Annotated in this window: 19 protein-coding genes; 7 read left to right on the top strand and 12 right to left on the bottom strand. The window is 69.9% G+C overall.

Annotated elements, in window-relative coordinates:
• Positions 1–259: 259 nt before the first annotated feature.
• Together FXO18_RS08645 and metX are read left to right on the top strand one after the other, a co-directional pair.
• On the top strand, positions 260–1,552 hold the full coding sequence (locus FXO18_RS08645) for a bifunctional o-acetylhomoserine/o-acetylserine sulfhydrylase (RefSeq protein WP_149360650.1): 1,293 nt from the start codon (positions 260–262) through the stop codon (positions 1,550–1,552).
• A gap of 2 nt (positions 1,553–1,554) precedes the next feature.
• The gene (gene metX, locus FXO18_RS08640; protein WP_268884926.1) at positions 1,555–2,757 is read left to right on the top strand and encodes a homoserine O-acetyltransferase MetX; all 1,203 of its coding nucleotides are present in this window, start codon (positions 1,555–1,557) and stop codon (positions 2,755–2,757) included.
• A 344-nt stretch (positions 2,758–3,101) separates the two neighbouring features.
• Here metX and FXO18_RS08635 read toward each other — a convergent pair whose 3' ends face one another.
• The 12 genes from FXO18_RS08635 to FXO18_RS08580 form a co-directional block, all read right to left on the bottom strand.
• Complete coding sequence (locus FXO18_RS08635) at positions 3,102–3,362, bottom strand: DUF3017 domain-containing protein (RefSeq protein WP_149360820.1); 261 nt, start codon at positions 3,360–3,362, stop codon at positions 3,102–3,104.
• Between the two features lie 215 nt (positions 3,363–3,577).
• Positions 3,578–4,429: a bifunctional methylenetetrahydrofolate dehydrogenase/methenyltetrahydrofolate cyclohydrolase gene (locus FXO18_RS08630; RefSeq protein ID WP_187774256.1), complete on the bottom strand. Its 852-nt coding sequence runs from the start codon at positions 4,427–4,429 to the stop codon at positions 3,578–3,580.
• 68 nt (positions 4,430–4,497) lie between these two features.
• Positions 4,498–5,307: an ABC transporter permease gene (locus FXO18_RS08625; protein ID WP_235900536.1), complete on the bottom strand. Its 810-nt coding sequence runs from the start codon at positions 5,305–5,307 to the stop codon at positions 4,498–4,500.
• Positions 5,304–6,260, bottom strand: coding sequence for an ATP-binding cassette domain-containing protein (locus FXO18_RS08620; RefSeq protein ID WP_149360648.1), 957 nt, complete (start codon positions 6,258–6,260; stop codon positions 5,304–5,306). The genes FXO18_RS08625 and FXO18_RS08620 overlap by 4 nt, the downstream gene beginning before the upstream one ends.
• A gap of 48 nt (positions 6,261–6,308) precedes the next feature.
• Positions 6,309–7,655: a hypothetical protein gene (locus FXO18_RS08615; protein ID WP_149360647.1), complete on the bottom strand. Its 1,347-nt coding sequence runs from the start codon at positions 7,653–7,655 to the stop codon at positions 6,309–6,311.
• 300 nt (positions 7,656–7,955) lie between these two features.
• Positions 7,956–9,587, bottom strand: coding sequence for an AMP-binding protein (locus FXO18_RS08610; protein WP_223114636.1), 1,632 nt, complete (start codon positions 9,585–9,587; stop codon positions 7,956–7,958).
• A gap of 53 nt (positions 9,588–9,640) precedes the next feature.
• Positions 9,641–10,513 (bottom strand): alpha/beta fold hydrolase, encoded by an 873-nt coding sequence (locus tag FXO18_RS08605; protein ID WP_149360646.1) that lies wholly within the window; start codon positions 10,511–10,513, stop codon positions 9,641–9,643.
• Positions 10,510–12,765 carry an acyl-CoA dehydrogenase gene (locus tag FXO18_RS08600; protein ID WP_149360645.1) on the bottom strand — a complete coding sequence of 752 codons (2,256 nt, stop codon included), beginning with the start codon at positions 12,763–12,765 and terminating at the stop codon, positions 10,510–10,512. The genes FXO18_RS08605 and FXO18_RS08600 overlap by 4 nt, the downstream gene beginning before the upstream one ends.
• Before the next feature lie 11 nt (positions 12,766–12,776).
• Positions 12,777–13,646, bottom strand: a complete 870-nt coding sequence (locus FXO18_RS08595; protein ID WP_149360644.1) for an SDR family oxidoreductase — start codon at positions 13,644–13,646, stop codon at positions 12,777–12,779.
• A gap of 52 nt (positions 13,647–13,698) precedes the next feature.
• Positions 13,699–14,574, bottom strand: coding sequence for a MaoC/PaaZ C-terminal domain-containing protein (locus FXO18_RS08590; RefSeq protein WP_149360643.1), 876 nt, complete (start codon positions 14,572–14,574; stop codon positions 13,699–13,701).
• 7 nt (positions 14,575–14,581) lie between these two features.
• Positions 14,582–15,013 (bottom strand): type II toxin-antitoxin system Rv0910 family toxin, encoded by a 432-nt coding sequence (locus FXO18_RS08585; RefSeq protein ID WP_149360642.1) that lies wholly within the window; start codon positions 15,011–15,013, stop codon positions 14,582–14,584.
• 54 nt (positions 15,014–15,067) lie between these two features.
• Positions 15,068–16,285 carry a lipid-transfer protein gene (locus FXO18_RS08580; protein ID WP_149360641.1) on the bottom strand — a complete coding sequence of 406 codons (1,218 nt, stop codon included), beginning with the start codon at positions 16,283–16,285 and terminating at the stop codon, positions 15,068–15,070.
• A 111-nt stretch (positions 16,286–16,396) separates the two neighbouring features.
• Here FXO18_RS08580 and FXO18_RS08575 point away from each other — a divergent pair, with 111 nt between their 5' ends.
• The 5 genes from FXO18_RS08575 to FXO18_RS08555 all read left to right on the top strand — a co-directional run bounded on the left by FXO18_RS08575 (position 16,397) and on the right by FXO18_RS08555 (position 22,599).
• Positions 16,397–17,131 carry a TetR/AcrR family transcriptional regulator gene (locus tag FXO18_RS08575; RefSeq protein ID WP_187774255.1) on the top strand — a complete coding sequence of 245 codons (735 nt, stop codon included), beginning with the start codon at positions 16,397–16,399 and terminating at the stop codon, positions 17,129–17,131.
• 12 nt (positions 17,132–17,143) lie between these two features.
• A complete protein-coding gene (locus FXO18_RS08570; protein ID WP_149360639.1) occupies positions 17,144–18,526 on the top strand; it encodes a condensation domain-containing protein in 1,383 nt (460 codons plus the stop codon).
• A 438-nt stretch (positions 18,527–18,964) separates the two neighbouring features.
• Complete coding sequence (locus tag FXO18_RS08565) at positions 18,965–20,362, top strand: condensation domain-containing protein (RefSeq protein WP_149360638.1); 1,398 nt, start codon at positions 18,965–18,967, stop codon at positions 20,360–20,362.
• Positions 20,363–20,421: 59 nt separating this feature from the next.
• Positions 20,422–21,819, top strand: coding sequence for a condensation domain-containing protein (locus FXO18_RS08560; RefSeq protein ID WP_187774254.1), 1,398 nt, complete (start codon positions 20,422–20,424; stop codon positions 21,817–21,819).
• Between the two features lie 315 nt (positions 21,820–22,134).
• Positions 22,135–22,599 (top strand): tRNA (cytidine(34)-2'-O)-methyltransferase, encoded by a 465-nt coding sequence (locus tag FXO18_RS08555; RefSeq protein ID WP_149360636.1) that lies wholly within the window; start codon positions 22,135–22,137, stop codon positions 22,597–22,599.
• Positions 22,600–22,611 lie beyond the last annotated feature (12 nt).

Below are 22,611 nucleotides of genomic sequence, written 5' to 3'. Positions count from 1 at the left end.
CGGGCCCGAGAACCGGGTATTGTCGCCAACGGAGGTTCACCATGAGTCGATGTCGCTAGCAACCGCTAGAGCCTGAGGGCGCGCCGGACCGCGCCCCGCCCACGGAACACCACCCGCCGCGCATCCCCCGGGCATTGCCCCGTGGCAGCCATCGAGGTGGGTTCCCGCGCTCCACGCGGACCATTCGTGCCGTCCCCCGCATCCCCGCACGTCCGAGGCCGGGATGCCGCCCCGACACGACTTGCCAGGAGAACACGCCATGACCGACGCAGCAGCAAGCTGGAGCTTCGAGACCAAGCAGATCCACGCCGGCCAGCAACCCGACCCGACGACCGGTGCGCGCGCCCTCCCGATCTACCAGACCACCTCGTATGCCTTCCGGGACACCGATCACGCCGCGGCGCTGTTCAGCCTCGCCGAGCCCGGCAACATCTACACGCGCATCATCAACCCCACGCAGGACGTGATCGAGCAGCGCATCGCCGCGCTCGAGGGTGGCGTCGCCGCGCTGCTCCTCGCCTCCGGCCAGGCAGCCGAGACCTACGCGATCCTCACTCTCGCCGAGGCTGGCGACCACATCGTCTCCAGCCCGCGCCTCTACGGCGGCACCTATAACCTGTTCCACTACTCGCTGCCCAAGCTCGGCATCACGGTCAGCTTCGTCGACGACCCCGATGATCTCGACCAGTGGCAGGCCGCCGTCCGCGACAACACCAAGGCCTTCTTCGGGGAAACGATCGCGAACCCCAGGGGCGAGATCCTCGACATCGACGGCGTCGCACGCGTCGCCCACGCCAACGGTGTCCCGCTGATCGTCGACAACACCGTCGCCACCCCCTACCTCATCCAGCCGCTCGCCCACGGCGCCGACATCGTCGTGCACTCCGCCACCAAGTACCTCGGCGGCCACGGCACCTCCGTCGCCGGTGTCATCGTCGACGGCGGCACCTTCGACTGGACCTCCGGCCGCTACCCGGGCTTCACCACCCCCGACCCGTCCTACAACGGCCTGGTCTATGCCGACCTCGGCGCGCCCGCCTTCGCGCTCAAGGCCCGCCTGACTCTGCTGCGCGATACCGGCGCCGCGGTCTCGCCGTTCAACGCGTTCCTCATCGGGCAGGGAATAGAAACCCTCAGCCTGCGCATTGAACGTCATGTGCAGAACGCCCGCGCCGTCGCCGAACACCTCGCAAGCCGGGACGACGTCCTCGCCGTCCACTACTCCGGCCTGCCCGCATCCCCCTGGTACGAGCGCGCCAGCAAGCTCGCGCCCAAGGGACCCGGCGCGGTGCTGTCCTTCGAGCTCGAGGGCGGGGTAGAGGCCGGCAAGCGGTTCGTCAACGCGCTCGAGCTCCACAGCCATGTCGCTAATATCGGTGACGTGCGCTCCCTCGTCATCCATCCTGCTTCCACCACCCACGCGCAGCTCTCCCCCGAGGAGCAGCTCTCCGCTGGCGTCACCCCCGGTCTCGTGCGGCTCGCCGTGGGGATCGAGGGCATCGAGGACATCCTCGCCGACCTGCAGCTCGGATTCGAAGCGGCGGCATCTTGAGAGTGAGCCACCCGCGCAGCGTCCACCCTCCGCTCAGCAACCGCGCCCCGGCCGCTCCCAGCACCGGGCGCGGAGCCGAGCGTGGCCTCGGCAGTGACCTCTGGCCCGCGCCCGATGGGACGGTCGGCCATGTCCGCATCGGTCCGCTCCGCATGGAGAACGGTGCCACGCTGCCCGATGTGACTCTCGCGCTGCAGCGCTGGGGCGAGGTCTCGCCCAACGGCGACAACGTCATCCTGGCGCTGCACGCCCTCACCGGCGACTCCCATGTCACCGGCCCCGCCGATGCCAACCACCCCTCCCCCGGCTGGTGGGACGGACTCATCGGTCCCGGCGCGGTCGTCGATACCAACGAGTGGTGCGTCCTCTCCGCCAACGCTGTCGGCGGCTGCCAGGGCAGCACCGGCCCTGGATCCCTCGCGCCCGACGGCAAGCCCTGGGGCTCCCGCTTCCCCTCGGTGACCATCCGCGACCAGGTCAACGCCGAGCGCAAGCTCGCCGACTTGCTCGGCATCGAGCGCTTCGCGTCCGTCCTCGGCGGCTCCATGGGCGGCGCCCGCGCTCTCGAATGGGCCATCACCTGCCCCGATCGTGTCGCCAGCGCACTTGTCCTTGCTGTCGGCGCGCGCGCCACCGCCGACCAGATCGGCACCCAGACCGCGCAGATCCTCGCCATCAAGACCGATCCCGGCTGGCAGGGCGGCGACTACTACGGCACCGGGCGCTCCCCCGAGCATGGCCTCGGCGTGGCACGTCGCATCGCCCACCTCACCTACCGCGGCGAGGAAGAGCTCGATAGCCGCTTTGGCAATAATGCCCAGACCGACGTCCCGCCCGTCCACGGCGGCCAGTACTCCATCCAGAGCTACCTCGACCACCAGGCCGGCAAGCTCGTCCACCGGTTTGATGCTGGCAGCTACGTGATCCTCAGCGATTCCCTCAGCAGCCACGACGTCGGTCGCGACCGCGGTGGGGTGGACGCCGCGCTTGCCTCCTGCACGGTGCCCACCATCGTCGGTGGCATCACCTCCGACCGGCTCTACCCGCTGCGCCTGCAGGAGGAGCTCGCCGCGAAGCTGCCCGGCTGCAAGGAGCTTCGCGTCCTGCACACCGACAAGGGCCACGACGGGTTCCTCACCGACCTCGAGGAGATCTCCGTGCTCCTCGAGGACACGATGGAGCTCGCGCGCCAGCGCATTCGCTGAGTCTCGGCGTCTCGGTGCGGTCGGCGGTCGTCGCCGGGGCGTCGGCTCACGGTTAGTGGAAACTTTTTCCGGCAGGACCGGGAAAAGTTTCCACTAGCGGCGAGGTCTCCGGCAGCGGGGCCAAGTACCGGGGCTCCCAGCGTCCAGACCCGGCTCACCGGCGCAGTGCTGCAAAAGCACCGGAAGTGGCTAAACGCGATAGAAGCTGCCTGGGATTTCCTACCGCTTCTATCGCGTTTGCGGCGGCGCGCCCAGGCGGCGACCCCGGGCGGCCCAAAGCGCACCCAGGCGGCCCCAAGCTGGCCCAAGACCAGCGGCCCAAGCCCGAGCGCCGCCGCTACCAGCTAGTCGGTGCCGAGCGGATCGATCGACAGGGTGAGCCACACGATGATGACGCCCATGGATACGAGCACGGATACGTCGAAGGGCTTGCTGCGCACTGCGATCAGCCCGGCCTGGATCTCCGGCAGGATGAGCCTGAACCAGGCGGCGAGCAGCGCGGTGACACCGAGGACGAATGCCCCGCGCCGCCAGCGGTCCTGCAGCACGAGCACGAGCGCGAGCAGCAGGAACACGCTGATGATGGCGAGCGGCACATGCGACATCGCGGCGCGGATCTGCTCCCGCCGCGCTGGATGGATGCGCGGTGCCACTCGTGCCCCCTTTGTCTGCCGGTCACCTGCGGTGGTGCTGCATAGTGACGCTGTCCAGCGGCCGGGTATTGCACCGGCCGACCTCGTGCACTGCTCAACCTAGCGGCGTGGGCGCCGGGCGCGAGGGATCTATCGCCGCGCGCCGGCCAACCGTGCCGGTGGCTCGATCAGCCTTGCTGCCGCTCGGCGCGCTCGACGACGTTGGCGATGAGGAAAGCCCGGGTGAGGGGTCCCACCCCGCCGGGGTTGGGCGATACGTAGTCGGCGGTCTCCCACACCTCGGGGGCAACATCACCGGCGAGCTTGCCGTCGACACGGCTCACGCCGACGTCGAGGACTGCGGCACCGGGCTTGACCATGTCGGCGGTGATGATGCCAGGCACTCCGGCTGCGGCGACGATGATATCGGCCTGGCGGACGTGGGCAGCGAGGTCGCGAGTGCCGGTGTGGCAGAGGGTGACGGTGGCGTTCTCGCTGCGCCGGGTGAGGAGCAGCCCGATCGGTCGGCCCACGGTGATGCCACGGCCGACAACGACGACGTGGGCACCGGCGATGGGAACGTCGTAGCGGCGCAGCAGGTGCACGATGCCGCGCGGGGTGCACGGCAGGGGTGCTTCCTTGCCGAGGACGAGCCGGCCAAGGTTGATGGGGTGCAGCCCGTCGGCGTCCTTGTCGGGGTCCACCCGCTCGAGGGCGGCGTTCTCGTCGAGATGCTTGGGCAGGGGCAGCTGCACGATGTAGCCGGTGCAGGCCGGGTCGGCGTTGAGCTCGTCGATGGTGGCGAGCAGCTTCTCCTGGGTGATGTCGGCGGGCAGGTCGCGCCGGATGGAAGCGATGCCGACGCGCGCGCAGTCGGCGTGCTTGCCGCGCACGTATGCTGCCGAGCCGGGGTCGTCGCCGACGAGGATCGTGCCTAGCCCGGGCTGGATGCCGCGGGACTTGAGCACCTCGACGCGTGCTGCGAGATCGTGGAAGAGTTCGTCGCGGGTGGCCTTGCCATCAAGTCTTGTCGCCGTCACGCCCGCTATTGTTCCAGGTTTTCGTGCCTGCTCGTCAAAGCGGGCCCACGACCCATCGGCCAGGCTGCCTAGGACCGGCGCATGTAGGCGCCCACGGTGAGAGGCACGAACACCGCGAGGATGAGGGCGAGGCCGAGGATCGCCCAGGCGGTGTCGCTGCCGGGGCTGCCCGTCATGGTGAGCTCGCGCAGGGCCGAGACCAGGTGGGATATGGGGTTGAAGCGGGCGACGGCCTGCATCCAGCCGGGCATGGTCTCGATGGGCACGAGCGCGTTGGAGGCGAACATCAGCGGGGTCAGCACGAGCATGGAGAGGCCCTGGACCGCGGAGGGCTCGGTGAGGAGCACACCGAGGAGCGCGAAGATCCAGCTGACGACGAACCCAGCGAGAACGACCAGGATGGCGCTGAGGAGCAGCCCGGGAATGCTCTCGGCTCGGTAGCCCATGAGGTAGCCAACGAGGATGGTCATGATCGCGGCGATGGCGTAGCGGATGGTGGAGGCGGCGAGAGCTCCGGCGAGCGGGGCGATGCGGGCGACGGGCAGCGCGTTGAAGCGGTCGAAGATGCCCTTGCTGATGTCGTCGGAGAGCTGCACGCCGGTGACGACGCTGACGGTGACAATGATCTGCACGAGCACGCCAGGGATGAGGAACGGCAGGTAGGTGTCGACACTGCCGGTGACGACGCCGCCGAAGATGGTGGCGAACAGCACGGTGCCCACGATGGGCAGGATGATGACGTCGTAGAGCTGCTGGGGGCTGCGGCGCAGCTTGAGCAGTCCGCGGTAGGCCATCATGCGGGTCTGGTGGAACGTGGCCGGCAGCGTCACGCGGGTGATGGGCTCGGCGGGGCGGGCGGGCGCGCGGGTGATGGTCATGCGGCGTCCTTCTGGTGCGGGTGGCCGGTGAGTGCGAAGAAGACAGCGTTGAGGTCGGGGCGCTCGATGGCGAGGTCGCGGATGCCGATGCTGGCGGCGCGCAGCGCGAGGAGCACCTCGGGCACCTCGCTGGTGCTAGCGAGCGCGGCAGTGAGGGTTCCAGGCGTGGCGGCGGAGGCCTCGGTGCCGGTGAGGCCAGCGACGATGCGGGCAGCGCGGAGGGTGTCGTGCGGGTCGGTGACGGTGATGCGCAGCACGCTGTGGCCGATGCTGTCCTTGAGCTCGTCGGGGCTGCCCTCGGCGACGACGGTGCCGTGGTCGATGACGGTGATGCGATCAGCGAGCTCGTCGGCCTCCTCGAGGTACTGGGTGGTGAGCAGGATCGTGGAGCCGCGCGCCACGAGCGAGCGCACGGTGTTCCACATGTCGACACGGGTGCGGGGGTCGAGGCCGGTGGTGGGCTCGTCGAGGAAGATCAGCGGTGGCTCGGCGATGAGGCTGGCGGCGAGGTCGAGGCGGCGGCGCATCCCGCCGGAGAAGCTCTTCAGTGGCTTGGTGGCGGATCCGGTGAGGCTGAACTCCTCGAGGAGCTCGTCGGTGCGGGCGCGGGCGCGGGCTCGGTTGTAGCCGAGGAGCCGGGCGAAGATGGTGAGGTTCTCGCGGGCGCTGAGGTCATTGTCGACGCTGGCGTACTGGCCGGTGAGCCCGATGAGGGAGCGCACGGCGGTGGCGTCGCGGACGATGTCGTGGCCGAGGATGCGGGCGGTGCCGCCGGTCGGCCGGGTGAGGGTGGCGAGCATGCGCACGGTGGTGGTCTTGCCGGCGCCGTTGGGCCCGAGCACGGCGTGGACGGTGCCGGTGGGGACTGCGAGGTCGACGGAGGTGACGGCAGCGAAGGTCCCGTAGTGCTTGGCGAGGCCCCGCGCGTCGATGGCGAGGGTTGGTTCGTTCATGCGGTTTGCCTCTCGTCGGTGCCGGGGAACGGGTGAGCTGGTCAGGACCTACCAGGGCTGGACGGCGAGCCCCCAGGAGCGCACGGCATCAGCGCCGAGCTCGCGCAGGCCCTCGTCGTCGAGGGGTACGCGCGGGTCGAATCCGTAGACGCGCAGGCGTATCACTCCGGCGGCCTCGAGCATGCCGATATTGAGGCGGCCGCCGGTGCCGAGGATCTGCTCGGGCCGGTATCCCTGGAGCACAAAGGTCATCATCATGTGGGTGGCGGGGGTGCCGTCGATGGACAGGAGCTGCTCGGGAGCGACGCCAACATTGGAGCAACCGACGCTGAGGTAGTCGCCGTTGAGGATCGTTCCGGCGAGCGCGCGGACGGCGGGCCGGGGCAGCGCGGTGATGATCGGGATGAGCGGCTCGAGCGGGTGCGGCTTGCCCTTGGCCTCGCTCAGCTTGTTCTTGGTGAGCGTCCGGACTGGACCGAGCCCCTCGCGGGCGGCGAGGGGGTCGAGCGAGATGGTCACTCCAGTGATGGCATTGGCGCGATCATCGCCAGGCTTCCTCTCGCTGACCGGGATGGCGAGCTGCACCGATCCGTCGTCGGCGATACGGCCGAGGCGAGCAGCGATGTCCGCGGCGATGGCCATGAAAAGCGAGTTGGGGGTGCCGCCGAGCTCGGTGGCACGGGTGGTCCAGTCGTGGCTGGCCACGGGCAGCGATACGCCGGGGAAGCGGAACTCGCCGCTCGCGGTGGTGAGCCGCGCGATGACGTCGGCGGCCTCGGCGGCGACCTCGGTGGTGCGTGGTCTTGGGCGGTGCGCTGGCTTGCTGGCAGCGAGCGCGCTGGGCAGCGAGGCGAGGGTCCGCAAGGTCGCGGGCGCGGCGGCGAGGACGGATCGCGCATCGGCGAGGACGGAGGCAGCGCGTGGTGCTGCTTCTCCGGCAGGGACCTCGAGCGCGGCATCCGAGGCGGCGGCGAGGAGCGCGTAGGTGAATGCCTGCCCGTCGACGATGCTGTGCGAGGCGAGGACGGAGACTATGGCGCCACCGGACTCGAGGTCGGCGACGGCCATGCGCCAGGTGGGACCGGTGCCACTGACGGGGTCGTGGCTGCGGTCGCGTATCCAGTCCTCGATGGTGTGATCGGGCAGCGGCGCGGGCGCATGCTCGATGGGTGGGTTGGCCGGTTCCTTGATCCAGCGGTCACCGGCGGCGGGGATGCTGGCTGGAGCGATGCGGCGCGCGAGCGGGCCCTGCCCGAGCCGGCGGTGGAAGCGCGCGAGGGCGTCGTGATCGACGGGGCGATCGTATTTCCACACGGCCTGGCTGGCCACGCGACGACCGGTGGCGGCTTCCACCCGGTAGGCGGCGCAGTCGAGCGGTGCGAGTCGTATGGCCATGCGCTGATCGTAAAGGGATTCAAGGAATAGCGCGGAGCACCATTTTCGGGCGAGGCCCGGCAGTTATTGCCCGCGTAACAGAAAAGGCAACAATTGCGGCATTCCGGGACCGCGCATTATTCCTTGCTTAACATCAAGTAGGCCCGGCAATCAGTCCGCGAACCAGCGAAACAGCCATGCCGCCAGGCGCTTCCCACTCCCCCGCCAAAGAAGAAAGCACTGCTCAAAAGGCCCAGCCCGAGTGCTTCCGTGTACGAATAGCGCCCCGGGATCACCACCATCCCGCAACCCTTGAATGTATCAGCGCCGCACGTTCTCATCTATTGTGATGACCGTCTCTGTATCCTGCAGCACACTATCCTGGAGCACGCTCCGGAGCAGCTTGCCGGTGGCATTGCGCGGAAGTTCCTCGACAATCACCACATCACGCGGCACGGCTAGCCGGCCAAGCTGGGAGCGAACGTGATCGCGAACGGAATCCGCGAGATCCTCGGGTGCTCCCCCGCCCTCGGCGGCGGGCACGACGTACGCCCGCAGTCGCTGCCCGAAGTCCTCGTCCGGCACTCCGATCACCGCGGCATCGCTCACGCCCGGATGCTCGAGGAGGCTGTTCTCCACCGCGATGGGGTGGATGTTCTCGCCGCCCGAGACGATCATGTCGTCGGCGCGGCCATCGATATAGAGCAGGCCCGACCAGTCCCAGTGACCGATGTCCCCGGTATCGAGCAGGCCCCGGTAGGTCTCGCGGGACTTGCCATCGGTGTAGCCCTCGAAGGAGAGCCCGCTCCCCACGAATACCCGCCCGCGGCTATGGGCCACGGTCACCTCGTTGCCGTCGCGGTCAACGAGAATCACCTGGCATCCCGCGGGTGGCCTGCCGACGGTGCCCGGCGCCCGTCGCAGCTCGTCGGGCGTCGCTACCGAGGCCACCGCGACCTCGGTGGAGCCGTAGAGGTTGTGCATCACATCGCCGAACCGTTCGGCGGCGCGGCGCTGCAGCTCGGGGGCGAGCGCGGATCCAGCGGTGAGGATCACCCGGAGCGACGAGGTGTCGCGGCGCTCCGCGGCGGCTGCATCCACCTCGAGCATGCGGTGGAGCATGGTGGGCACGACGATCACGGAGTCGGCACGGTGCTCCTCGATCGCTGCGAGCGTGGTGGCGGGGTCGAACCTGCGCGCGAGCACGACGGTGCTTCCGAGCGCGAGCGCGATCAGCAGCTGCGACAGGCCCGTGCCGTGGAACACAGGAGTAGCGATGATCGTGGTCCCGCCCGCGCGCAGCGGGATGCGGTCGAGGAACTGGCCGGTCGAGAAGATCGATGTCCGTTCCCGTGGCGCACCCTTGGGGGTGCCGGTGGTGCCGCTGGTGAGGAGGACGAATCCGCGCGACGAGCGGGGCCGGGGCAGCGGCAGCGTGGGCGGGTAGAGCATGAGGTCGCTGATCGAGGGGCAAGAGCGGCGCGCTGGGGCATCCGGGTCGTGCCAGCCCAGGTAGGTGGTCACCGAAGCGGGCGCATGCGCGACGATCGCGTCGAACTCGCTGTCATGCACCAATGCGTCGACTTTCTCGCGCTCGGCGATGGCGCGCAGCTGCGGCCCCGAGAACCCGGTGTTGAGCAGCACGAGCCGGGCCCCGAGCTTGCCTGCGGCCAGCATGGCGATCACGAGGTACCGGTGGTCGCGGCAGAGCGTCGCCACCACTGATCCACTGCCGAGCCCGCACGACCCCCACGCCCGCGCCAACGCGGTCGATCCCTGATCGAGCTCCCAGTACGTCATCGGCCCGGCATCGTCGATCAGTGCCACGGTATGCGGCGCGCGCCCGAGCGGAACCTGCATCGCCCCCACGAACGGTCCCTCCCGGCGGAGAGCGCGGATGGACCGGAGCCCCAGGCCGGGCCGCGAGAGCGGCACGATGCCGGAGGCGATCATGGCGCGGGCGCCGTGGACGGTCCCAGTGATGCGGGGCACGCTTCGAAGCAGGTTCACGGAACGATCTCTTTTCTCTCGGTGGTGTCCTGGCCGACCGCGTCACGGGGGGCGCCGAGCACGGCCTCGAGGTACGTGGCGAAGGCGCGCGGCCGGTCATGCTGCGGGCAATGCCCGCAGCCAGGGAGGACGGCACTGCTCACATGGGGGTGGGCGAGCAGGTGGCGGCCGGTGCGCGGGGGTGTCAGCCAGTCACGCTCGCCCCAGACGAGGTGCACGGGCATCGACAGGTCCGCGATCAGGCCAGGCAGGTCGAGCTCGTCGATGGCGCGCAGCACATCGCGGGCCTTGGGCAGCAGCGCGACGACCGTGCTCGGGTGGGGGTAGTTCTCCCGCACGGCGCGGCGGGCTGCGATGTCGAGGCGCTTGCGGTGCCGGGCCGCGGCGCTGAACACGAGCTCGAACACAGTGATGGCCGCCGGGGCGGGAAGCCTGCGCGTGAGCGCGCGCAGGATTGCCTCGGCCCGGTCCGAGGAGGCTCGCGCCCACAGCGGCGGAGTCGGCGCGAGCCCGGGCACATCGGCGAGGACGATCCTATCGATCAGGTCCGGGGCGTGAGCGGCGGCATGCGCTGCGGCGACGCCACCGAGGGAGTTGCCAACGATCGTGGTGGTCCCGCCGCGGCCGTGCTCGCGTGCTACCGCGAGGATCAGGTCGCGGTAGGTCTCGAGCAGCGGCAGCGGCCATGCCTCGTGGGACTGCCCGAAGCCTGGCAGGTCGATGGCCACCACGGTGCGCCCGCGCGCGAGGATCGGCTGGACGCGATGCCACCCGTCGGCACTGTCGGAGAACCCGTGCACGAGGATGACGAGATCCCTGCCTGCGCCCTGGACGATGGCGCGGCCCGGCTGCGTGATGCCCTCGGTCACCGCGCGGCCACGGGGTCAGCGTCCCGGGGCAGGCCCAGCATGCGCTCGCCGATGACGTTGAGCTGCACCTCGGTGGTGCCGCCATAAATGGTGGTGGCACGACCGGCGAGGAGCTGCTCCATGGCTTTGTCGCTGGGCTCGCCGGGCACCGCTGCCGTGCCCGCGGGGCCGAGCTCCTCCACGACGAACTCGGAGATCGCCTGGCCGAGCGACATGGCGAGCAGCTTCCCCACCGAGGAGGTAGTGCTGACGTCGATGCCGGCGAGCTGCTTGAGCACGACGCGCGCGCCGATGAGGTCCACGGCCTGGCTCTCGGCGAGCAGCTCGCCGAGGCGCACCAGCGAGGTCGGCGAGAGGTCGCGGCCGCGCGCGAATTGCAGCAGGTCACGATCGGTGGCGTAGGCCTCCATCTTCTGGCTCAGCGCCACCCGCTCCCCGGCGAGGGTGGTGCGGGCGACATGCCAACCGTCGTTGACCTGGCCGACGACGTTCTCGTCCGGGATGAACACATCATCAAGGAACACCTGGTTGAACAGCGCTGAACCGGTCATCTCGCGCAGCGGCCGGACGGTGATGCCGGGGCTGGACATATCGAGCACGAAGTAGGTGATGCCCTGGTGCTTGGGCTGGTCGGGATCGGTGCGGGCAATGAGCATCGCCCAGTCCGCGAACTGCGCCACGGTCGTCCAGATCTTCTGGCCAGTCACCCTCCATCCGCCTTCGGCGCGCACGGCCTTGGTGCTGAGCGAGGCGAGGTCCGATCCCGCGCCGGGCTCGGAGAATAGCTGGCACCACACCAGGTCGCCGCGCAGGGTGGGCACGGCGAGGTCGCGCTTCTGCTGCTCGCTGCCGTGCGCGACGATGGCCTGGATCGCCCACCCGCCCATGAGCAGCTGGGGCATAGCGATCCCGGCGGCGTCGATCTCCTGGGCGATGACGATCTGCTCGAGCGGGGCCGCGGCGCGGCCGTACGGCTCGGCCAGGTGCGGCTGCACCCATCCCCCGTCACCGAGGGCGATGAGTTGCTCGTCCTCGTCTGTGATGCCCGCGATCGGCTCGAGGGCGGACCGGATGCGCGAGCGGATCGAGTCGGCCTCGGGCGGCAGCTCGATGGTCGATCCCCGAGTGGTCCCGGCAAGCGCGGAATCGGCCACGCGGCGGGCGTGCGCGTCGTGGTGATCGAGCGCGCCACGGATGGCCAGCGCCCGCCGGTAGTAAATGTGCGCGTCATGATCCCAGGTGAAACCGATGCCGCCGTGCACCTGGATGCAGTCCTGCGCGACGGTGACCGCGGCGCGGGGCACGATCGTCGCGGCGATGGAAGCAGCGAGGGCCGCGGTGTCGTCGTTGTTGTCGAGGGCGCTCGCGGAATCCCAGATGACGGCGCGAGCCTTCTCCAGGGCAACTCCCATGCGCGCGCAGAGGTGCTTGACGCCCTGGAACTGCCCGATGGGCCGCCCGAACTGCTCGCGGACGCGGGCGTACTCCGCGGCCGTGGTGACGCACCAGGACATGATGCCAAGCGCCTCGGCGCCGAGGATCGTGGTGGCGAGTGCCTGGCCGTGCTCGTGCCCGAGACCATCAAGGATGCGCCCGGTGCTGATGCGCGCGCCGCGTGCCTCGACGCGGGCGGAGCCGCGCAGCAGGTCGATGCTGTCCTGGGCCGTGGCGTGGACCTCGGCGGCGTCGACAGCGAGCCAGAGGGTCTCATCGTTGCCGAGCGTGACGGGCAGCACGAGGATGTCGGCGTGCTCGGCGGAGAGCACCGCATCGGCGTGACCGTCAAGGACGAGGCCGTCAGCATCGCGGGTGGCGGTGAACGTGCCACGCAGGGCAACGGCGGCCACCTTCTCCCCGCGAGCGAGGCCCGGCAGCAGCTCGACGCGTGCTTTGGAGTCCGAGGCGCTGATCATGGCGCTCGCGAGCACGGTGGGCGCGAAGGGGCCGGGGGCGATGCGGCGCCCGAGCGCCTCGAGCGCCACGGCGAGGGTGAGGATCCCCTCGCCGCTGCCACCGTGCTCCTCGGGGATGGCGAGCCCGAGGAGCTCCTGGCCGGCGAGCTCGGACCAGAACGGCGGGGTGCGTTCCTCGTCGGTGGCGTCGATCTCGGCGCGGACGTCCTCGGTGCGGATATAGCGCTCGGTGAAGGCGCGGACGGAGTCGGCGAGCGCGCGATGCTCGTCGAGGATACCGACGCCATGCTCGATAGCACGCAGGGCGCTAGCGGATGCTTCTGTGCTGGCCGATGCCATGATGGTGCCTTTCACCCGAGGCGGTCCGCGAGGTCGCGAACCGTCCAGGGGCCGTCGGATTCGATGGTGGTGCCGCCGGTCCAGCCGTGCAGCTCGGTGATGGCGCCGCCCTGCACGGCGTAGACCTTGCCGGTGAGCTTGCACTCGGGGTGGGCGAGCCGGACGACGAGCGGCGCGATATTGGCGGGGCTGAAGGGATCGAACTCCCCCTCCGGGACTTCCTCGGCGAAGATCGCGCCCATGCCGGGGGTGGCGAGAGTGAGGCGGGTGCGGGCGATGGGAGCGATGGCGTTGACGCGCACGCCGTAGCGCTCGAGCTCGTCCGCGGCGACGAGGGTGAACGCGGCGATGCCGGCCTTGGCTGCGCCATAGTTGCTCTGCCCCGCGTTGGGCATGAACGTGCCCGACGCCGAGGAAGTGTTGATCACTGCCGCGTTGACGTGCTCCCCAGCCTTGGCGCGCGATTTCCAGTACGCGGCCGCGTGGTGGGTGGGGGCGGCGTGGCCCTTGAGGTGCACGGCGATGACGGCATCCCACTGCTCCTCGGTCATGCCGGCGAGGAACGCGTCGCGGAGGATGCCGGCGTTGTTGACGAGGATGTGAAGGTCGCCGAACGTGTCGATGGCCTGCTGCACGAGACGCTCGGCCCCGGCCCAGGTGGCGATGTTGTCGGTGTTGGCCACGGCGGTGCCGCCAGCGGCGGTGATCTCGTCGACGACCTGCTGGGCGGGCCCGGCGTCGGTGCCGGTGCCATCGTTGGCGCCGCCGAGATCGTTGACGACGACGCGGGCTCCCTCGGCGGCGAGCAGGAGTGCGTGCTCGCGGCCGATGCCGCGCCCGGCGCCGGTGACGATGGCGACTTTTCCGTCGAGCGTGTTCATCGTGGGTGGCTCCTTGAGGGGGCTGGCGGATCTCTCGGGCGGATCTCTGGGACTAGGCGAGCTCGATCAGTCCATCGGTGAGGACGGGCGTATCGGCCACGCTGGTCTCGAAGTGGTAGGTGCTCTGCCGCTGCGGGCTCGCCCACATCCGGGTCGTGATGTCCTGCCCGGGCAGGACGGGCTTGGCGAAGCGGACCGCGAGGCGCCGGAGCCGCTCGGTCTGGCCGTCGCCGAGCTCGGTGAGCGCTGCCCAGGAGGCGAAGGCCATGGTGCACAGGCCGTGGTTGATGATCCCGGGCAGCCCGGCCATGCGGGCGATCTCGTCATCGAGGTGGATGGGCATGGGATCGCCCGAGGCCGGCGAGTAGCGGTAGGTCTGGTCCTCGTCGATGTGCTGCGCGAGCGTTGCCACGGGTGCTTGCTCGCGCAGAGAGTCATCGAACCGGTGCTCCGGGGCTTGCTCGCCCCGTGTCTCGCCGGCATCGACGTTGCGGAAGAACGCGGTCATCCATTGCTCGTTGACGAGCTCGCCACCGCGATCCCGGGATTCGGCGTAGACGACCACGGTGGAGCCGTTGGGCCTACCGGTGAAGCCGATCGGCCGTGCTCGCACGGTGAGCTGGTCCCCGGCGAGGATGGGCCGGTGGAAGCGGAAGTCCTGCTCGCCGTGGACGAGCTTCATCAGCAGCTCCGGTGGCGCGACCGACAGCGCGGCCGGTGCCATCGAGAAGAAGACTGGCACCACCGCGAACACCGGTGGCGCGACGGTGCCGTCGCGGTGCCTGGCGATGGGGTCGTTGGTGGCCGCGGCGTAGGCAGCGATGCGCTCCGCGGTGACGTCGAAGACCTCGGGATCGGTCCATTCGCCGAGGCCCGAGGAGTCGAACGCGACGGCCTGAGTGGCTGGAGGACTGGCGGAGGGTGTCATGGCGGGCTCAGCCGAGCAGCTCGGTGAACTTCGCGATGGACGTCTCGAGGTCGGCCCGGGCGTTCTTGGCGACGGCCTTGCCGATCGGTCCAACGATCATCGTGCCGGTGAAGGAAGCGTCGATGGTGACGTTGGATCCCGCGTCCTCGGGGGCGACGGAGAGGACGAACTCGACCTTCACCCCGGCCATTCCGGTGCCCGAGATCCGCACGAGGCGGGGCGCGTCGTACTCATCGACGTTCCACTCGATCTTGTTGGCCATGCCCATGACCGAGACGACCTGGGTGATGGTGGTTCCGGTGCCGATCTCGGTGGGGATCTCACCCTTCCACTTGACGTGCATGGTGAGCCACTCGTCCCAGCGGGTGAGGTCGCAGAGCAGGTCCCAGGCCTTCTCGGGGGCGGCGGGGACGTGGGCGGAGACGGATACGGATGCCATGAGGGGTTCCTTCGATCGGTTGTTGCTGGGGTTTTCTTGCTGGGGTGGGGTGGGCTAGCGCTCGGCGGGGCGGTAGGCGGTGATGACCACTGCGCCACCGAGGCCGATGTTGTGCTGCAGCGCCACGCCGCTGGGGGTGGCGGCGCTGTCGACCTGGCGGGCACCGGCTGTGCCGCGCAGCTGCCAGGTCAGCTCGGCGCACTGGGCGAGGCCGGTGGCGCCAAGGGGGTGGCCCTTCGAGATCAGGCCGCCGGAGGGGTTGACGACCCAGCGCCCTCCGTAGGTGGTGTCATCGTTGTCGATGAGCTTGCCGCCCTCGCCGGGCCCGCACAGCTCGAGGGCCTCGTAGGTGATGAGCTCGTTGGTGGAGAAGCAGTCGTGCAGCTCGATCACGTCGATGTCGTCGGCGGTGATGCCGGCCTGCTGGTAGACCTGCCGGGCGGCGGTGCGGGTCATGTCGGCACCGACGAGGCTGATGGCACTGTTGTCGTCGAAGGTCGAGCGCATATCGGTGACCATGGACTGGCCGACGATCTCGACGGCTTGGCCGGAGAGCCCGTGCTCCTCGACGAAGCGCTCGCTAGCGAGGATTGCGGCACCGGCGCCGTCGGAGGTCGGGGAGCATTGCAGCTTGGTCAGGGGCGCGTAGATCTGCTTGGCGCCGAGCACCTCGTCGAGGGTGTACTCCACCTGGAACTGCGCGTAGGGGTTGTTGCGGGAGTGCCGGTGGTTCTTGACACCGATCTTCGCGAACTGCTCGGCAGTGGTGCCGTAGCGCTCCATGTGCTCGCGCCCGGCCGCGCCGAACATGTAGGGCGCCGGGGGCATGGCGAATTCCTGCAGCTCAGCGAGGGCGAGGAGGTGGCGCATCATGGGCTGCTCGCGGTCGTCGTAGGTGGAGCCGAGCGAGCCGGGCTGCATCTTCTCGAAGCCGAGGGCGAGAGCGCAGTCGGTGGATCCGCCGCGGATGGCCTGCGCGGCGAGGAACAGTGCCGCGGAGCCGGTGGAGCAGTTGTTGTTGACGTTGACGATCGGGATGCCGGACATGCCGAGCTCATAGATGGCTCGCTGGCCGGAGGTGGATTCGCCGTAGACGTAGCCGGCGTAGGCCTGGCCGATCTCGTGATAGGCGATCCCGGCGTCGTCGATGGCATTGATGCCGGCCTCGCGGGCCATGTCGGGGTAGTCCCAGTCGCGGGAGCCGGGCTTCTCGAACTTCGTCATGCCGACGCCGACGACGTAGACCTTGTTGCGGATGGTGCTGCGGGCCATGGTTTTTGCTCCTCTGGAGAGTCGAGCCCAGGTACCTGAGTCATCGTGTATCAGCAATCTATGTGATCCAACGTGTTACACACAAGGGGTTTGTTCGATAATCTTTTCGGCGTGCCCAGGACAACTCCCCGCAGCCCCCGCCCGGATGATCGCCCCACCGACCGCCGCGCCGTGCGCTGGGAGGACCACAAAGCGGCCCGCCGACAGAAGATCCTCGACTCCGCGCTCACCGCTATCGAGAAGGACGGCCCCGCCGTCGGCGTCTCCCGCATCGCCGAGCACGCCCATGTCACCCGCGCCGTCATCTACCGGTTCTTCCGCGACCGCGCCGACCTCGACTACCAGATCCGCGCGCACATCGCCGACAAGGTCCTCGCCGACCTCGCGCCCCGCCTCGACCTGGCCCGGACCCCCACCGAGCTCATCCACGACAGCGTCCACACCTACCTGGCCTGGACCACCGAGCACCCCCACCTGCACCACTTCGTGGGCTCCCGCGCATCCCGCGACGGCACCGCTGGCCCCGACGTCGCCACCACCGCCAAGACCACCATCGCCACCCAGATCGCCGACCTGTTCACCGCGGTCCTCGACGCGATCGGCGCCGACACCTCCAGCGCCGAGCCCCTCGCCTTCGCGCTCGTCGGCCTCGTCGATGCCACCGTCAACCGCTGGCGGCGCACCGGCGTCCCCGAGGCCGCGCAGCTCGAGGGCCTGCTCTGCGGCTGGACGCTGCAACTGATCAGCACCAACATGCAAGCCCTCGGCCTCGACTTCGACCCGGATATCCCGCTGCGAGCCACCATGGACCGCGCTTACGCTGCAGCAGGAGACCGCGCCGATTAAGCTCCTATCGGCATGGAGCTCACCACGATCAGCCGCTACCAGCCCCAGCCCGGCGAGATCTGGGAATGGCCCATCACCACCACCGGGACGCCCACCCGCTCCCCCATCGCCCCCTCGTTCAACCAGCAGTTCCACCTAGCGGGAGCCACCGCCGATCCCGACGGGCGCAGCGTCTGGCTCGCTGCGGCCTTCACCGTCACCCACGCCCTCGACCGCGCCGCGCTCGCCACCGCGCTCACCGCGTTCCTGCAGCGCCATCCCACCCTGCGCAGCGAGTTCCGGGCTCAGGACGGCACCGTCACCCGGCACATCCACGCCAGCACCACCATCACCGGGCCGCAGCGGCTCCCCCACGACGCCACCACACCTCGCCAGATGCAGCAGCTCCTTGCCCGCCTGCTCGGCGAGCACTGCCGGCCCACCCGCTACCCCGCCATGCGCTTCCTCGCCATCGACCACGGCAGCACCGCCACGATCATCGCCGCGTTCGACCACGTCCACGCCGACGCCTACTCCATCGCGCTCGCCATCCACGAGCTCTCCCGCGACTACCTCGCCGCCCACCACGGCACCCCCCTCGCGCCCGGGGACGCCGGGGACTTCGTCGCCGACACCGCCCACGAGACCGCCATGCCCCCCACCCCCCGCGAGGACTGGCGCATCCAGCGCTGGCTGCACTACCTGCGCTCCTCCGGCGGCACCGCGCCCTCGTTCCCGCTCCCCCTCGGCATCGGCGAGCCCGGCACGCTGCACCCGCAGGCCGACGACTCCCGGCAGCTCCTCGACGCCCACCAGGCCCACCACTTCGAGAAATGGGTGCGCACCCACGGGGGCAGCATGTTCAGCGGGCTCGCCACCTCGCTCGGCATGGCCACCAAGGCCTGCGGCGGCCCTCTGCGGCAAGACATCCTCATGCCCGTCCATACCCGCCACCGGCCCCTGTCCGACCGCACGTTCGGCTGGTACACCAACACCGTCGCGCTGACCATCAACGTGCCCAGCGCCAGCTTCGCCACCAACCTCGCCGCCAACCACGCAGCCTTCCGCAGCGCCCTCGAGCTCGCCCCCGTCCCCCTCGCGCACGTGCTCACCGCGCTCGCCGACGAGTTCCAGCGCACCCGCCAGGACGTCTACATGCTGTCCTACATCGACTATCGGGCACTGCCTGGCATAGCCCCCGGCCACGACGGCGCGACCTGCACCGATCCCGTGCACATCAGCAACTCCACCGTCGCCGACGACGCCCAGTTCTGGCTCTGGCGCGACGAGCGCGGCATCTTCCTGCGCTCCCGCTACCCACGGACCGACGCCTCCGGCCACGTCATGAACGCGCTGTGGTCGGAATGGCGCGAGGCCCTGCGGGCGCCCGCCACGCCGCAGCCCGCGCGCGAGTGAGATATCACGCTCGGCCCCGCTCGCCGTGATGGCGCTCACTCGGCAGGCTCGGTGAATGGACTGTCACAGCACCCGGTATTCATCTCGCGTTGCCCGCCCGGACGCCCTGCGAAACATGGCCGCAACGGTTTTAACGCCGCCGAGAACAATAACGGGCATCACTGCGACAGAAAGCCGATGAAGGCGACAATAGCGACGCATTCACGCCTCGACCACCTCGGGAGATCTTTACGTCGATCGTTCCCTGACCAGGCAAGTGACGTACTGGAACGAAGCGAAATACCGGGCATCGCAGGATTATTCACATCCACAGCACTATTGCAAGCGTGATCCGACCCACTCCGCAGCACGATCCCCGCAAGAGTTTGATGCTCCCTACGATCAATCCATCGCAAGCCGCCAGAAAACAAACCCTGCGATAGGAAATAAGGGGCCACGATGGAATACACCGAGCTCGATCAATACCCGCTCCCCGACGGCCGCCTCACCACCTGGACCCCCGTGGCCGCCCGCGGAAGCTGGGCCCCGGATCCCCGGCCGCTCGCCTCCGCGCACCGCGAGCACTGCGACCGCGTCGACCGCGCCACCGACCGACCCGGCCGCGGCAGCTGGATCGGCTCCGCGTTCCGCATCGAGCGCCCCTACTCCGCCGACGCCATGCGCACCCTCATCACCACCTGGTTCGCCCGCCACGAGGCCCTGCGCACCACCGTCATCCCCACGCCCGCAGGCTGGGCCCGCCAGACGCTTCCCGCCGACGCCATCGACGCCGTGCCCGTCCCTGTCACCCGCGCCCGCACCGGCGCCGAGGCCCGCGACTTCCTCACCGAGCAGTTCGAGACCGCCCTCTCGCCACTGGCCTGGCCGCACTGCATCCTCGCCACCCTTGAGCCCAGCAGCGACACGGGTTCCTTCCTCTGCATCTTCGGCGCCGACCACTCCGTGATGGACGCCTACAGCCAGGTCATCGCCATCAGCGAGCTGCGGGCGCTCTACAACGACATCATCGACGGCACCGAGCACACCACCACGAAGTCCTACGGAAGCCACCTCGACTTCGCCGCCCTCGAGCAGAAGGCGTGCGCGGCGCTGGACCCCGAGGCCCCCGCCGTCCACGCCTGGCGCGAGTTCCTCGACCAGCACGACGGGCAATTCCCCGCCTTCGCTCCCGTCGAGCCCGCCAGCGGCCCCGTCTCGGCCACCACCGGAACTGGCAGGCAGGCCAGCCTCTCCCGCTGGCTCCTCGCCCCCGATGAGGCGCACGCCTTCAACACCACCTGCCGCGCCAACGGCTTCAGCTCGCAGGCCGGCATCCTCGCCGCCCTCGCGCTGGCGCAGGCCCGCACTAGCGGCAGCACCACCTTCTCCACGATCATGCCCGTGCACACCCGCGTCCACGAGAGCTGGGCCGAATCGATGGGCTGGTTCGTCAACATCGTCCCCCTCACGCTCTCGGTCGCCCACGGCCAGGACCTGCCCGGCGCGCTCCAGTCCGCCACCCGCGCGCTCGCCGCCACCAAGCCACTCGCCCTCGCCCCGTTCGCCCGCGTCGCCGAGCTGCTCGGCACCACCGCGACACCCCGCTTCGTGGTCTCCTACGTCGACATCCGCTACCTCCCCGAGGCCGACCGCATGCCCGACATCCAGGGCCGGGCCCTGCGCTCCGACTGCTACAGCAGCAACGAGGTCTACTTCTGGATCAACCGCACCCCCCACGGGCTCAACGTCTCCACCCGCTACCCCGATGCCCCCCAGGCGCACCAGGCGATCGAGGCATTCCTCAGCGAGCTCACAACGGTGCTGCGCAGCGCCAGCACCACCCCCGTCGCTGCCTGAGCACGCCCGCTCCCGCCCGGGAACCCAACGAACGAGCCCCCGATGAACAGGAGGACCGCTTGATCCTCACCGCCCTGTCCGAGTGGAACGCCACCGGAGGCATCCCCGTGACCGTCTCGCCCGCGCCCCGGGCCGATAGCGCGCCGCGCGAGCACACCGCCAGCTTCCTGCAGCTCGATCACCTGCGCGCCGCCACCGCCAACCAGGCAGCGGGCCAGCCCTACCGGGCGTTCATCGGGGGCCTCACCCGCATCGACCAGCCGCTCGACCGCGATGCCCTCGCCGCGGCCGTCACCGGATTCAGCGCCACCCACGAGAACACCCGCACCTTCTTCGAGGAACGCGACGGCAGCTACACCCGCCTCGTCCACCCACCGGAAGGCATCGCGACCACGCTGCGCGACGGGGACGCCGTCGCTAGCGCAGATGCCGCGCGCCACATCACCGAGCACCTCGCAGCCCAATGCGTCCCCTGGAGCGCGCCGGGCTGCGCGTTCGGCGCCATCGACCACGGCGGCTCGTTCACGCTCTACTACGGCGCCGACCACGCCCTCACCGATGGCATCTCCCACGGCCTCGCCCTCAGCGAGCTCGCCCAGCGCTACCTCGCCCACGCCGCCGATGCGGCATTCACCTTCCCCACCGAGCTCGCCCAGCCCCACACCGCCTACACGCTGCGCGAGACCGAGGCCGCCCACCGCTTCGCCACCGATCCGGACTTGCAGCAACGCTGGTCCGGGATCTTCGCCCTCGGCGACTGGCGCATCCCCCGCTTCCCCCTCGACCTCGGCCTCGCCCCGGGCGAGACCGCTCCCGTGCGCATCGTCACCCACCACCTGCTCGATGATGCTGGCGCCACCGCCTTCGAGCAGGCCTGCGCGAGCCACGGAGCACGCCCCAGCGGCGCCATCTTCGCGGTCCTCGCGCTCGCCGAGCACCAGCTCACCGGCTCCACCACCTCCTTCGGGCTCACCGTGCTCTCCACCCGCGCCCCCGAGCACGCCCTCTCCCAGGGCTGGTTCTGCAACTTTGTTCCCGTCGCGTTCCCGCTCCCCGCGGACCCGACCTTCGCCGCGCTGCTGCCCCGCGCCCAGGACAGCTTCAACACCGCGAAGGACCTCGCGCCCACCCCCGTGCACGCCGTGCTCGCGCGCTTCATCGCCGAGGGTCGGCTCGCGCCGCCCACCAGCACCCCGCAGATGGTCAACTACCTCGACACCCGGCGCATGCCCGGCGCGAGGACCGAGGCCCACCGCAACGGGCTGATCTTCACCGGGGAGGGCCGCACGAGCAACGCCAACATGTGGCTCGTGCGCACCGAGGACGGCCTGTTCCTCAGCTCGCAGACCCCCAGCGCCCCTCGCGCGCAGGAGGTGCTGGCGGGCTACTTCGACTCCGTCCGCGAGATCATGGGCTCGATCGCCCGCACCGGCGATTACCACGCCTCGGTGCAGTAGCGGGTTTCGCGGGCTGGCGGACTGCTGGTGTGCGCGCGTCGGCCGCCCGGGACCGCCGGTTGCGCGCGTCGGCCGCCCGGGGCCGCCGGTTGCGCGCGTCGGCCGCCCGGGACCGCCGGTTGTGTTACCAAATGCACCCTCGATCGCGCCTTCCTGGGTGCAAAGCCTCACACAACCGAGGCAGGTTCGGCCAGTGCAGCGGGGGTAGCGAGGCAGGTTAGGCCAGTGCAGCGGACGGGCAGCTGTGACGGGGTCGACGGAGGGATACCCATCCCGGGTTGGGGCTGGCCGCCCCGACCCCGGAGAATGGGTGTCGTGTTCCGAGTGATGTTCCACGAGCCCCGCATCCCGCCCAATACCGGCAACGCCATCCGGCTGGCCGCCGCCACGGGCAGCGAGCTGCATCTCGTCGGTCCGCTCGGGTTCGACCTGAGCGAACCGAAGCTGCGCCGCGCCGGGCTCGACTACCACGACCTCGCCTCCGTCACCGTGCACGAGGACCTTGAGGCAGCCTGGGCAGCGCTGCGCCCGCAGCGGGTTCATGCCTTCACCGCGCACGCCACCACCCCGCACACCGAGATCGCCTACGAGCCGGGCGATGTGTTGCTGTTCGGCCCCGAACCAACGGGCTTGTCCGCGGAGGTGCTCGATGACCCCCACGTCACCAACCGGGTGCGGATCCCCATGCTCGCGGGGCGCCGCTCGCTGAACCTCGCCAACTCCGCGGCCGTGGCGGTGTACGAGGCCTGGCGGCAGCACGGCTTCCACGGAGCGGTGTAGGCCACGCGGGCA

Origin of the sequence: Lolliginicoccus suaedae, assembly GCF_008312885.1 — a bacterium.
Lineage (GTDB): Bacteria > Actinomycetota > Actinomycetes > Mycobacteriales > Mycobacteriaceae > Lolliginicoccus > Lolliginicoccus suaedae.
This window is presented reverse-complemented; position numbering and strand designations above follow the sequence as displayed.

Bases quoted from the DNA above. Each gene is read 5' to 3' on its own strand.
- FXO18_RS08645 (WP_149360650.1), top strand. From the start codon at position 260: ATGACCGACGCAGCAGCAAGCTGGAGCTTCGAGACCAAGCAGATCCAC.
- FXO18_RS08635 (WP_149360820.1), bottom strand. From the start codon at position 3,362: ATGTCGCATGTGCCGCTCGCCATCATCAGCGTGTTCCTGCTGCTCGCG.
- FXO18_RS08625 (WP_235900536.1), bottom strand. From the start codon at position 5,307: ATGACCATCACCCGCGCGCCCGCCCGCCCCGCCGAGCCCATCACCCGC.
- FXO18_RS08620 (WP_149360648.1), bottom strand. From the start codon at position 6,260: ATGAACGAACCAACCCTCGCCATCGACGCGCGGGGCCTCGCCAAGCAC.
- FXO18_RS08615 (WP_149360647.1), bottom strand. From the start codon at position 7,655: ATGGCCATACGACTCGCACCGCTCGACTGCGCCGCCTACCGGGTGGAA.
- FXO18_RS08610 (WP_223114636.1), bottom strand. From the start codon at position 9,587: ATGATCGCCTCCGGCATCGTGCCGCTCTCGCGGCCCGGCCTGGGGCTC.
- FXO18_RS08600 (WP_149360645.1), bottom strand. From the start codon at position 12,765: ATGGCATCGGCCAGCACAGAAGCATCCGCTAGCGCCCTGCGTGCTATC.
- FXO18_RS08595 (WP_149360644.1), bottom strand. From the start codon at position 13,646: ATGAACACGCTCGACGGAAAAGTCGCCATCGTCACCGGCGCCGGGCGC.
- FXO18_RS08590 (WP_149360643.1), bottom strand. From the start codon at position 14,574: ATGACACCCTCCGCCAGTCCTCCAGCCACTCAGGCCGTCGCGTTCGAC.
- FXO18_RS08585 (WP_149360642.1), bottom strand. From the start codon at position 15,013: ATGGCATCCGTATCCGTCTCCGCCCACGTCCCCGCCGCCCCCGAGAAG.
- FXO18_RS08580 (WP_149360641.1), bottom strand. From the start codon at position 16,285: ATGGCCCGCAGCACCATCCGCAACAAGGTCTACGTCGTCGGCGTCGGC.
- FXO18_RS08570 (WP_149360639.1), top strand. From the start codon at position 17,144: ATGGAGCTCACCACGATCAGCCGCTACCAGCCCCAGCCCGGCGAGATC.
- FXO18_RS08565 (WP_149360638.1), top strand. From the start codon at position 18,965: ATGGAATACACCGAGCTCGATCAATACCCGCTCCCCGACGGCCGCCTC.